9 protein-coding genes and 1 other RNA gene are annotated in these 12,139 nt (G+C 45.2%); 9 read left to right on the top strand and 1 reads right to left on the bottom strand.

From position 1 onward, the window contains the following. Positions 1 to 87: 87 nt before the first annotated feature. The 6 genes from rnpB (at position 88) to thiI (ending at position 6,677) form a co-directional block, all read left to right on the top strand. An RNA gene (rnpB, locus tag ABXR35_RS12215) (RNase P RNA component class A) lies at positions 88 to 500 on the top strand. 498 nt (positions 501 to 998) lie between these two features. Beyond that, complete coding sequence (locus ABXR35_RS12210; protein ID WP_367060143.1) at positions 999 to 1,499, top strand: YpuI family protein; 501 nt, start codon at positions 999 to 1,001, stop codon at positions 1,497 to 1,499. A 421-nt stretch (positions 1,500 to 1,920) separates the two neighbouring features. Next, positions 1,921 to 2,814 (top strand): GNAT family N-acetyltransferase, encoded by an 894-nt coding sequence (locus ABXR35_RS12205; protein ID WP_367060140.1) that lies wholly within the window; start codon positions 1,921 to 1,923, stop codon positions 2,812 to 2,814. 350 nt (positions 2,815 to 3,164) lie between these two features. After that, positions 3,165 to 4,055, top strand: coding sequence for a lytic transglycosylase domain-containing protein (locus ABXR35_RS12200; RefSeq protein WP_367060137.1), 891 nt, complete (start codon positions 3,165 to 3,167; stop codon positions 4,053 to 4,055). Positions 4,056 to 4,290: 235 nt separating this feature from the next. Next, entirely contained in the window at positions 4,291 to 5,448 is a 1,158-nt protein-coding gene (locus ABXR35_RS12195) for a cysteine desulfurase family protein (protein ID WP_367060134.1), read from the top strand. Beyond that, positions 5,448 to 6,677, top strand: coding sequence for a tRNA uracil 4-sulfurtransferase ThiI (gene thiI / locus ABXR35_RS12190; RefSeq protein ID WP_367061403.1), 1,230 nt, complete (start codon positions 5,448 to 5,450; stop codon positions 6,675 to 6,677). The genes ABXR35_RS12195 and thiI overlap by 1 nt, the downstream gene beginning before the upstream one ends. A gap of 299 nt (positions 6,678 to 6,976) precedes the next feature. Here thiI and ABXR35_RS12185 read toward each other — a convergent pair whose 3' ends face one another. Continuing rightward, positions 6,977 to 7,666 carry a TerC family protein gene (locus ABXR35_RS12185; protein WP_367060131.1) on the bottom strand — a complete coding sequence of 230 codons (690 nt, stop codon included), beginning with the start codon at positions 7,664 to 7,666 and terminating at the stop codon, positions 6,977 to 6,979. A 518-nt stretch (positions 7,667 to 8,184) separates the two neighbouring features. On the opposite strand from ABXR35_RS12185, the gene ABXR35_RS12180 reads away from it, so the two are divergent. The 3 genes from ABXR35_RS12180 to ABXR35_RS12170 all read left to right on the top strand — a co-directional run bounded on the left by ABXR35_RS12180 (position 8,185) and on the right by ABXR35_RS12170 (position 12,025). Continuing rightward, a complete protein-coding gene (locus tag ABXR35_RS12180; RefSeq protein ID WP_367060128.1) occupies positions 8,185 to 8,682 on the top strand; it encodes a hypothetical protein in 498 nt (165 codons plus the stop codon). A 151-nt stretch (positions 8,683 to 8,833) separates the two neighbouring features. Beyond that, positions 8,834 to 10,681 carry a translational GTPase TypA gene (typA, locus tag ABXR35_RS12175; protein ID WP_367060125.1) on the top strand — a complete coding sequence of 616 codons (1,848 nt, stop codon included), beginning with the start codon at positions 8,834 to 8,836 and terminating at the stop codon, positions 10,679 to 10,681. Between the two features lie 192 nt (positions 10,682 to 10,873). Then, on the top strand, positions 10,874 to 12,025 hold the full coding sequence (locus tag ABXR35_RS12170; RefSeq protein WP_367060122.1) for an LCP family protein: 1,152 nt from the start codon (positions 10,874 to 10,876) through the stop codon (positions 12,023 to 12,025). The last annotated feature ends 114 nt before the right edge of the window (positions 12,026 to 12,139 follow it).

Here is a 12,139-nt window from a genome sequence, read left to right as displayed (position 1 = left end):
ACGATGGCGCAGAGGAATGAAAAAAATGAAATTGCCTCTTGTCACTGTCGTCAGAAAATTATATAATCTAGAGTGTTGCGTTTACGGAAAGTTTAACAGACAATCGCCGGTGGTTGAGAGACCACGGGAGGAAAGTCCGGGCTCCGCAGGGCAGGGTGCTGGATAACGTCCAGTCAGTGCAAACTGAAGGATAGTGCCACAGAAATGGACCGCCGATGGATGGAATTATATTTCATCACAGGCAAGGATGGAACCGAGGTGTAAGAGACCCCGAGGAACGCTGGTGACTTCGTTCCTGGTAAACCCCATCTGGAGCAAGACCTAAAGAGATACAGCTTTTCTTCACGGAAAAGCAGCCTTCGCCCGAGGTGTATCGAGGTTGGTCGCTGGAGCCAATCAGCAATGCTTGGCCTAGATAGATGATTGTCACCAAAAGTGGGAGGGTAGTTCCCGATTGAACCACAACTGGTACAGAACCCGGCTTATGAGAAGCTTTCCCCACTAACGCCACGCTATTTGTATAGAGTCTATACAGATACAGCCGGTGCCTCAAAAGAATATAAGTTTGCGTTCAAGTATGTTTGCTTGTTGCTTACTAGTAGGATAAATGATTGATGAATCCATGAGGAACCGGCTAACTTTATAATTATCATTGAATGAGTGGTGCATTTTCCGATTACACGGAAAGGGCGCCGCTTTTTTGCGAAAACCTATCGACTGATATTGATTTGTTGGCAGAAGGAGACAGAGTGATTAAAGTTTTTAATCAAACCTGTCATACATCTTGATTGTTCATAGAAATCAAAGTAATCTATATGATATTAAACCATTCATCGACTGATAAGTTGATGAGACTGGTTTTCATCCATGTAAGGTCTGGTTAAACAATGAATATATGATTTTGCATGCAGGATATGATAGGATGGATTGTAAATCAGGGTTCTATTCCGTATGATACAACCCGGTTTGAAGGAACCAATTAAGGGGGAGCTACAGATATGTCAGCTGCAAATGTCCACAAATTGAGTGAAAGCACCAGGGAAAAGTTGAAACCGGCCATTGAGAAACTTGAGGATTTTCTAAATGAATATGCCTTGAAGACGCTGGCATCCGAGCAAGGTGAAGATACCCTTCCATTTTACAAAGGATTTCTGGCGGATCTGCGCCACCTGCTTGTATTTTCCGAAGTTGCCTACGAAAAACTTGGAGTTGTGCTGCGTCGTGCCAATTTTGATGTCGATACAGCTGAAAAAGCACTGTATAACACCTATCATCAATGTATAAACAGCTTTTTTTATCCCAAAAATGAGTGCTATTCCGAAGATGGACGTTACGCGTATACTGGGCAGGAAGCGATCCGTTTCCGCCAAACTCCGGTCAAACCAGTAAAAGATATTATTCTCGAAATCACCAGAACGTTTGAAGAACTGCGTGATGACCTAGCTTACTATGAAAGTGACTACCTGACTCAGCGCCGTATGAACCAACGCCACGCGTAATGGGCTGCGCTGCCTAACAATGAAAATGGACACAAAGGATGCCTTCGCGGGCATCCTTTTTAGTGAGATCCTTTGTAACAAGTGAAATGGATACATACAGCAGAAAGAATATAATAAACGAAACATAAAGGTGTGTAGTGGTGAAAGCCAAAGAAAGTGAGCCATACTAGCTAGTCTATATTTCTATACACAGCAGTAGAAAATATAACTTCTAACGTAGAGAAGGATAGTATGTATGGTAGAGATCGGGACTGGTGTGTAATTTTATTTATCATAATTAGTTATTTTTAATAACATATAGATGTTAAAAATATGGATTTTAAAGATGGGTTGTTTTGAGGCATTCACCTAAAGAACAAACAAAAAATTAAGTATGATCAGCTATTTCCATACAAATAGCTTTCGAAAGGAAGAATCATATATGAAAGAAGAGACGCACCCTATACATAATACAAATGATGCATCTAGAAATAAAATCATTGACTACTCCTATCGATTGGAACAGCATTGTCCGACATTTGTCTATTCTGTACAGTATCAGTTATGGGAAGGATCAGTAGAAGCTGTCTCTAGTGAAGATTGTAAGCAGATTCCCTTTGATTTTAATCCGTATTATGTACAGTCTTCCACAAATCAGTCTGAACTAAAGCTGTTCTCACATCAACTGTCTATACAATTAGTATCAGCTTCTCTAGGATGGCATCATATTAGCGGTAAGCCTGATAGAGAATTTCTGCGTCGCAAATTCGAGCAAAGCTGGCAATATGACATGCATAACGGTAAAAAGTTTTTGTTATTCTCGTCAGACGCGGATTGGGACGAATGTATTGAAGCTGTTACTCCTATTCCGCTTACCGCTCTTAGACGAATCCCTTTTTATTATCAACAAACAGATACGCAACGTTCCATGCCTTCATTGCCTGTAGGATATAGCTTAGAAAAAATAAATGCTGCTGTTATTCAAAAAAGTAGTGCATATGACGAAAACTATATTAAGACGTACTGGGGCAGTGTGGAAAACTATCTTCAGCATGGTTTTGGTTATGCCATCTGGTATGAAGAAGAGCCAGTATGCGCTTGTATTTCGATTATTGCTAATGACATCTGTGCAGAGATCGATATTGAAACGCACAAGGATCATCGAGGAAAAGGATTGGCACAGATTGTTGCGCATGCTTTTATCCAAGAATGTATCCGACGTGGTCTATACCCTCGCTGGGATTGTTTGGCTGATAATGACGCTTCACGTAAATTGGCATTGAAACTAGGCTTTATAGAAGGAACGCCATACCATATGTGGACGAAAGCATACTAGACACCAGCAAGCACTTCGGGAGAATAGGCATATCACCAGGAAGGACTTCCTATTCGATTCTCTATACTTGCCAAATTCAGCACAGACTATAGAAAATCAGCGGATATATGCAGATTTTGTGTGTGATTTCCCTTCTTATAATCCCCCGTTCTTCTTATAGCCGAAGCGCGGAAATGGCAGTAAAATAAAAGCAGATCACAAGATGACTGCAAATGATATGCTCCATACACTATCTCTTCAATCGTACACATAAACAATGACCTTGTTCTTTTAAATACGAAATGACAGATTGACGAAGTTAACAGTTGTACAAACCCATTCTTGATAAACAGACAGGAGATACAGCGCACATGCAAATCGATGCAAACACGGCAAAACAGTTGCTGGAAATGCGATATTTGAATGCTTCCGGTGGAGGCAGTACAGATGGGGTGGATGTGAATACCGACGATACTGATCAGCTGTTTCAAATGATGCTGGATCAGAATCTCGGTACATCCAGTGATGCCAAAGGCTCCGGTTCCAGCATGACCACGATGGCAAAATTGATGTCTGACGGTACAGCTGCGACCGTAGCAGGTAACACGTACGGTGCAAGCAGCACAGCGACCGCAGGCTCGGTAGACCCGTGGCAAAACTTTGATCAATTGCCGGATGTAGACCCGGACAGCTCTACTTTGACAGCCCGTCTTGGTGCAGTTGATTCCAGTAGTGATCTGGGAAGCTTATTGTCCTCTACTGGTATTGGCGGAGCAGATGCAAGCAGTGCTGTGAGCAATGCGCTGTCCAGTTTGCAAGGAATGGGTGGCGGTGGTGCAAGCAAAGATACCGCCTACAATGACATTATCCGTACAGCGAGCAGCAAGTATGGCATTCCAGAATCTCTGATTAAAGGGATTATTGATGTGGAATCGTCCTTTAACCCGAACGCCGGATCTTCTGCTGGTGCCAAAGGACTGATGCAGCTGATGGACGGAACCGCAGCAGGTCTGGGTGTAAGCAATTCGTTTGACCCTGCACAAAATATCGATGGCGGAACCAAATACATTTCTTATCAACTGAAGCGTTATGACAATAATGTTAAAACAGCATTGGCTGCGTACAATGCTGGTCCAGGCCGCTTGCAGCGTCTGGGTATTACTAACGATCAAGAGCTGATGGCTAAATTTGATCAGCTGCCAAAAGAAACCCAACGTTACATCAGCAAAGTAGAAACCGCACAGCAAAAATACGCTCTATAATCTACAGTCTGTTTTCACACAAACGATTTCTTAGAACGATAATCATTTACCGTATAAAGTATCATATGGCAGTCAACACAGGCACATTATGATATAATAAGCCACAGCAGGTTACGTCCTGTTCTGGCGAAACGATGAACTTCATTGCATATAAACCAGAGATCAAAGAGTGGAGCCTGACCTCCCTCTTTGATCTTTTTGCTTGTTAATTCCGAGTTTGCAGGAGGAATGTCAGATGAACTATTTTGATTATGCGGCAACGACACCTCCGTATCCTGAGGTAGTACGCGCGATGTCGGACATGATGCAACAGCATTATGGAAATCCTTCTTCGTTACATCGATATGGGGAAGAAGCAGATCGACTCCTTCGTCGTGCGCGTGAAGTCAGTGCGGGTGTGTTAGGCGTGCAGCCGCAAGAGCTGGTATTCACTTCCGGCGCGACCGAAAGCAATAATTTGGCGATCAAAGGGGCGGCGATGCGTCGTGGACGAATGCAGGGTCATATCGTAACGACAAGCATCGAGCATGCTTCTGTCTATGAGTCCTGTCGTCAGCTAGAGCAGATGGGCTTTGACGTGAGCTATGTGAATCCTGAGCCGGATGGCACCATTGCGTTGGAGCGTATTCAGCAGGCTTTTCGTGCCGATACCATTATATTTAGCATGATGCACGTGAATAACGAAACGGGAGCGATTCAACCTGTAGAGGCGGCGGCACGTTGGATTAGGCAGCATCATCCACGTACTGTGATTCATGTAGATGGAGTGCAAGCATTTGGTAAAATTGCTGCACTACCCTTACACACTGGCATCATTGATCTCTATAGCCTGTCTGCTCATAAATTACGTGGTCCACGGGGGACGGGACTGCTATATGTACGTCAGGGGATCGAACTGTTTCCACTGCTAGCAGGTGGTGGGCAGGAGCATGGATACCGTTCTGGTACTGAGCATGTAGCTGGTATCGCTGGGATGACTAAAGCGCTACGTTTAGCATCGGAGCGTCAACCACAGCAGCAGCAACATTTGTCCACATTGTCGCATGAACTGCGTGCACTCATCGGCAACATTCCCGGTCTAGTACTGACTGAGGTTAAACAATGCGCGCCTCATATTGTACATTTTACCTATCCCGGCATGAAAGCCGAAGTGGTACTGCACAGTCTGGAGCAGCAAGGATACCTTGTATCCACACAATCAGCTTGCTCCTCACGTCGGGCGCAGCCGAGTCGGGTACTGATGGCTATGGGCATGAGTGCAGAACAGGCAACTGGTGGCATTCGCATTAGTCTTGGCGATGAACATACGTTAGAAGATATACGTCAATTGGCAGCAGCGCTGAAGCAGATTGTTACGGCACTGCGACCGCTTGAGAGGAGATCAATGTCATGATGGAACAGATTGATCGCCTGATGCTTCGGCTAGGCGAGATCACATTAAAAGGCAAAAACAGGGGACGTTTTGAAAAAACGATTGCTGAGCATGTACGCGAAGTGCTTCGACCGTATCCACAGGCACGATTGCAGCGTGAATACGGCAGAATGTATGTGCAAACTGGCGATGTATCCGCAGAGCAATTGATTCCTAAATTGAAAAATATATTCGGTATCATGGACATCATTCCCGTCAAGCAAACACAGCCAGAATTAGAGCCAATCATTCAAGCGGCGCTTGATCTGATTGCTGAACATCATCTGGAGCAGGAGACGACCTTCAAAGTAACCGCGCGACGGGTATGGAAGGCATTTCCTCATTCGTCCCACGAATTGAATCGGCTGATCAGCTCACCGGTATTGCGTGAACATCCGCTGCTGAAAGTGGATGTGCGTCAGCCACAAATCGAGCTGCGGATTGAAGTACGCGAAGATGCGGCGTACATTTATAGTCAAATTATCCCTGCGGTTGGTGGATTTCCACGCGGAAGCAATGGGAAAGCGATGCTAATGCTGTCCGGTGGGATCGACAGTCCGGTAGCAGGCTGGTACGCGATGAAGCGCGGTCTGGAAATCGAATGTGTGCATTTCCACAGCTACCCATTCACAAGTGAGCGAGCAAAGGAAAAGGTCGTCGACCTTACCCGAGTGTTGTCCGGCTTTGCTGGCAAGATCAAGCTGCATGTCGTGCCATTTACTGAGATTCAAACTGCGTTTACCACAACTGGTCAGGATAATCTGATGATTACACTGATGCGGCGCGCTATGCTGCGTATTACGACGCGTCTAGCAGAAGAACGCAAAGCGCTAGCCATTGTGACTGGCGAAAGTCTCGGTCAGGTAGCAAGTCAGACGCTGAATAGCATGAATGTGATTGAACGCGCAACTGAGTTGCCATTGCTACGTCCGCTAGTTATGCAGGATAAAGACGAGATTATCGAGGTTGCACAGCAGATTGGTACGTACGAGTTATCCATTTTGCCGTATGAAGATTGCTGTACCCTCTTTGTCCCACGTTCACCAGCAACCAATCCGAACCGCTGGATTGTTGAAAAGATTGAGGAGCATTTGGATATGGACGTTATGATTGCGCGCGCTGTAGAACAGACCGAGTTGATTGAAATTACACCAGGCATGTCGCCCGTATTATCCGCAGTTGCTACGACTGAGGAACAGGATTGGTTTTAATATCAATCACAAGTGCGATCAAAGGCAATACAAGCTTACAACTGCAACAAATTTGATACGGCGATTGTAATGGCAGTTGTTTTCGCTTAAATAGAATACACAAAAAACGGCACCCGATCCGCTCATGTATCTCATCCGAGCGGATCGGGTGCCGTTTTGATATGAAAGCTGTATTCATTTAGCTTGCTCTATCCATCCAGCGTAGCGGCAACACAAGCTAAATCGAGTTTTTGAAAATAAACATGCAAGCTCAAGCCAGATTTAAATGTGTATCGACATCTACTCCAAAACCAATCATCTTACTCGCTCGTTTCACTTGTCCGTCCAGCAACCTGCCGATTACGTAAATACCCAGCGAGCAGAACGCCAATGATCACAGCTGCGATAAAGATCCAGCTCCATAGCGTGTGAGCACCGAAGATAGAATCCAAACGACTTTCCTCTGTGATCATATGCGAAGCGGTATACGCCAGCACGGCACTACCTACATAAATGATCCATGGGAAACGGGTCGTTAGCTTGATAAAGATTGTACTACCCCATACAACAATCGGTACGCTAATACACAGACCGATGATTACTAGACCGATATGCTGATTGGCAGCACCAGCAACAGCGATGACATTATCTAGACCCATCGCCGCATCGGCAACGATGATCGTCCAGACTGCGCTCCAAAGCGATGTACCGGCTTTGACATCATTATGATCGTCATTATCGGTCAACAGCTTATAGGCGATTGCGATCAGTAGTATACCGCCGACAACAAGTAACCACGGAATTTGCAGCAGCCAAACGACAACGACGGTTGCCGCGATACGGATAATCACTGCACCGAACATACCGTAGAGAATTGCTTTTTTCTGTGTTTGCTGCGGCAATTTGCGTGCAGCTAGTCCGATAACGATGGCATTGTCACCGGCAAGGATCAGGTCGATAAAGATAATATTGAGTAGGGAAAGCCAAAATGTCGCCTGAGTAATATCCATATCATTCACTCCTTGAGTATAAATAAGTTCATTTGTGCGTCAGACTCCAATTTTGCTACAGATTGACCGATATAATAAGCAGGCACATTTTCTCGACAGTAGTATGCTCTGCAACACATAATATGGACTGTAACAAACAGGCGTATGGCTTCAAATAAAAGGTATGTTAAAGCATACGTATGAAGTATTCATTACGTTGCACATCATCTAATAATAACCAGAACGCTGGATTGCTTAAACGTTTTGTATGATCATACTGTGATCTGGCAATAGATCCTATCATAATGATTGCACCATATTATTGACGCGTAGGTAGAGGGGATATGTCATAATAAAATAGGCTTGTTAGGGTACGCATCTGTTCATCAATACGACATGAACATTTGCCATACTTCATGTAGAGATGCTACGTTTCAGGTCTAAAACGATCGATGTGGCTAAACGCATAGGCGGGAAGTAACTTTCAGTATCGAAGCAATACCGTATGCAAGGATGCCGGGACATAGGGGGGGATTACGATGAATCGAAATCAGGGGATGATTATAGCAGGTATGATTGTAGCCGGGTTGATCATTTTACTCGGTAAATTGGGTGTGTTTAGCTTTATTGGACATGCGTTTTGGCCGCTGCTTATTTTGCTGCCGGGGATTATGCTGCAATTATTTTATTTAAGCCGCAGCCTGCCGTCGTATTGGTTAGTACCTGCGGGGATGTTGACCGTATATGGTATTTTATTTTTCCTTTGCAATACATGGGGTTGGTGGCTGATGGATTATCTATGGCCGCTGCTCATTACCGGAGTTGCGCTCGGTATGTATGAGTATTATGCGTTGTCGCCCTTCCGGGTAGACCGACGCATTGGCATTGGAGCGATTCTGCTTGGCTTGCTATCCGCTCTATTGCTACTGATCAGTATTCTGGGCAGCGTTTTGCTGTACATTATCGCAATTGTATTGATTAGTGGCGGGGTATGGCTCTTTTTTACGAAAAATGGATATAAAAGACCTCGTTTATGAACCGATTTTTCTTGCTTTATGCGATTTATAACGTATAATGAATAATGAATCAATTTAGGAATGACGGTTTTCATTAGGTTTTCATAATAAACAGTAGAGCGTCGGCTTCAATGACCGGCGCTCCTTTTATGGAGAGGATTTGGAGAATTTTATGCATTTGAGAGAAAATATCCGCAATATCGCCATTATTGCCCACGTTGACCACGGTAAAACAACACTGGTGGATAAACTGTTGCAACAATCCGGCATTTTCCGCGATCATGAGACTTTGCAGGAGCGCGCAATGGATTCTAACGATCTGGAACGCGAACGCGGTATTACGATTTTGGCTAAAAATACAGCAATTACCTATAAAGACTATCTGATCAACATCGTGGATACACCAGGACACGCCGATTTCGGTGGTGAAGTGGAACGTATCATGAAAATGGTTGACGGCGTACTGCTCGTCGTTGACGCTTACGAAGGTTGTATGCCACAAACGAAATTCGTTCTGCGCAAAGCATTGGAGCACAACCTGACTCCAATCGTTGTCGTGAACAAAATCGACCGTCCGGCAGCACGTCCGGCAGAAGTTATTGATGAAGTACTGGAACTGTTTATCGAGTTGGGCGCTAATGACGAGCAACTGGACTTCCCAGTTGTGTACGCATCCGCACTGAACGGTACATCCAGTATGGAAGATGATCCTGCAAAACAGGATGACAACATGCAAGCGATCTACGAAACAGTTGTTAGCCACATTCCGGCACCAACAGAAGACGTAGAACAACCACTGCAATTCCTCGTTACACTGATGGACTATAACGAATACCTGGGACGTATTGCGGTTGGTCGTGTAAACCGTGGTATTATCCGTCAAGGTCAATCCGTAACAGTTATCAATCGTGAAGGCCAGAAGAAAACAGCTCGTATCGAGAAACTGTTTGGCTTCCAAGGTCTGAAACGTGTTGAAGTTGAAGAAGCAGGCGGCGGTGACATCATCGCAATCGCTGGTATCAAAGACATCAACATCGGTGAAACAATCGCTGATTCACAAAACCCAGAAGCATTGCCGGTTCTGAAAATCGATGAGCCTACACTGCAAATGACATTCCTCGTAAACAACAGTCCGTTCGCGGGCCGCGAAGGCAAATGGGTAACTTCCCGTCGTCTGCGTGATCGCCTGTTCAAAGAACTGGAAACAGACGTGAGTCTGCGCGTTGACGAAACAGATAGCCCAGATGCGTATGTCGTATCGGGTCGCGGTGAGCTTCACCTCGGTATTCTGATTGAGAACATGCGTCGTGAAGGCTACGAGCTGCAAGTATCCAAACCTGAAGTTATCGTTCGCGAAATCGATGGCGTACGCATGGAGCCAATCGAGCGTCTGATGATTGATGTACCAGAAGAAAGCATGGGTTCCGTTATGGAAAGTCTCGGAACACGCAAAGCTGAAATGGTAAACATGGTGAACAACGGTTCCGGTCAAGTTCGTCTGGAGTTCCTGATTCCAGCACGTGGTCTGATTGGTTATCGTACGTACTTCCTGACACTGACTCGTGGTTACGGTATTATGAACCACGCGTTTGATAGCTATGGTCCACTCGTAGCTGGTCAAGTTGGCGGACGTCACCAAGGCGTACTCGTATCCAGTGAAAATGGTTCTTCCACACTGTACGGTATCCTGTCTGTTGAAGATCGCGGTACACTGTTCGTTGAACCGGGCGCTGAGATCTACGAAGGCATGATCGTTGGTGAGCACACACGTGATAACGATATCGTCGTTAACATCTGTAAAGAAAAACAACTGACTAACGTACGTTCCGCAACAAAAGATGATACCGTCAAAATGAAAACTCCACGTCTGTTCTCTCTGGAGCAAGCACTGGAATATCTGAATGACGATGAATATTGTGAAATTACGCCAAAAGCGATTCGCCTGCGTAAGAAAATCTTGAATAAGAGCGAACGCGAGCGTGCGGAAAAACACCGTAAAACAGCGGAAGCTGGCCGTTAAGTTGCAATTGTAGCCTGAATTGTTCATTATATTAGGTGGCTGAACGATAACACTGATCTGATCGGTGATTATGGTTCAGTCACCTTCCCTTATCTAAGTAGGTAGGGTATGGTGATTTGTAAAAGTCATTGGTATCTAACCTCGCGTTTTGAAGATCAAACGCTAAATACGATGGAACAGGTGTTGAGAGCAATGAGTACGACGACAGGTGGACTGCCGCCGCGCGCGGGGAGTAAGACGCAGAAGACAGGCGCTCCCAAGTCCAAGAAAAAGCAAAAGAAAAAAGCAAGCGGCTTCAAGCGCTTTATGCAAATTCTGCTAATTATCATTCTGCTGGCAATTGTCGGTGTAATGGGTTACGCAGGTTACCTGTATTGGCAGGTTGAAAATATGTTTGATGGCAAGGGCGGCGGGATAGGCACAACGCCGAATAGCGGTGTGGTTGATACGAGAGTGCCAGCGAAATCGGCGAAAGAAAAACCGATTACGATGATGCTGCTTGGAACGGATTATCGTAAAGAAACCGGAACACGTCTCACAGACGTCGTGATGGTCGCTACGCTAAATCCAGATACCAAATCGGCAACGATTGTTTCCTTGCCACGGGATACATACTTCCAGCTGGAGGGCTATATTCCGAACAAGCTCAATTCCTATTATCCGAAGTTTTATGCAAAGGATAAAAAAGAAGGTACCAACAATGCGATGCAAGAAATGCAAACCATGTTGGGCAAATACCTCGGCGTCGATGTAGATTATACAACGATCCTCAACTTCCAAGGCTTCAGTGATGTCGTCAATGCAGTTGGAGGCGTGGATGTGAATGCCACCATGGATATGTGTTATATCGATAACGCCGATGGCACCAATATCAATATCAAAAAAGGTCCACAGCATCTGGACGGCGAAAAAGCGCTCGGTTATGTACGTTACCGTCATTCCGGTAGCGGCTGTAGCCCGCGTACGCAGGAATCCAGCGACTTTGACCGTAATAAACGTCAGAACGAAGTACTGAATTCGGTTGTCGACAAAATTCAGTCGTTCAGTGGTGTAACAAAGCTTAGCTCGATTATCCAATCGGTCGACGATAATATGGAAACCGATATCGAAGGCAGCCAATTTACCAACCTGCTGACTACGTACTGGAATATTCCGAAAGCGAATATCAAGTACATGCCAGTTACTGGTGACTGGCGTAGTCCGTATGTGTATATCAACGAAACCGAGCTTGCCAATGCCAAACAAGCATTGCAGGACGAACTGAACGGTACAGCAACGCATAACGATCAGTTTGATAGCACATCAACAACAGAAAGTACGAACAGCTCAACATCTGCACAATGATCTCATGCGGATACATGAAAGAAACGCATCCGGTAGATGCTAATTTTGTACATGTATACGCGTATAGATGATGGCATGTGCTCTGCGATTAGTACGATCGTCCATTTACATCAA

The organism is Paenibacillus sp. JQZ6Y-1 (assembly GCF_040719145.1).
Taxonomy (GTDB): domain Bacteria; phylum Bacillota; class Bacilli; order Paenibacillales; family Paenibacillaceae; genus Saccharibacillus; species Saccharibacillus kandeliae.
Note: the sequence above shows the minus strand (reverse complement) of the source record. Positions and strands in the feature narration are given on the sequence as shown.

Excerpts from the sequence above, each read along its gene's own strand:
- typA (WP_367060125.1), top strand. The coding sequence starts at position 8,834 with ATGCATTTGAGAGAAAATATCCGCAATATCGCCATTATTGCCCACGTT.
- ABXR35_RS12180 (WP_367060128.1), top strand. The coding sequence starts at position 8,185 with ATGAATCGAAATCAGGGGATGATTATAGCAGGTATGATTGTAGCCGGG.
- thiI (WP_367061403.1), top strand. The coding sequence starts at position 5,448 with ATGGAACAGATTGATCGCCTGATGCTTCGGCTAGGCGAGATCACATTA.
- ABXR35_RS12170 (WP_367060122.1), top strand. The coding sequence starts at position 10,874 with ATGAGTACGACGACAGGTGGACTGCCGCCGCGCGCGGGGAGTAAGACG.
- ABXR35_RS12200 (WP_367060137.1), top strand. The coding sequence starts at position 3,165 with ATGCAAATCGATGCAAACACGGCAAAACAGTTGCTGGAAATGCGATAT.
- ABXR35_RS12210 (WP_367060143.1), top strand. The coding sequence starts at position 999 with ATGTCAGCTGCAAATGTCCACAAATTGAGTGAAAGCACCAGGGAAAAG.
- ABXR35_RS12195 (WP_367060134.1), top strand. The coding sequence starts at position 4,291 with ATGAACTATTTTGATTATGCGGCAACGACACCTCCGTATCCTGAGGTA.
- ABXR35_RS12185 (WP_367060131.1), bottom strand. The coding sequence starts at position 7,666 with ATGGATATTACTCAGGCGACATTTTGGCTTTCCCTACTCAATATTATC.
- ABXR35_RS12205 (WP_367060140.1), top strand. The coding sequence starts at position 1,921 with ATGAAAGAAGAGACGCACCCTATACATAATACAAATGATGCATCTAGA.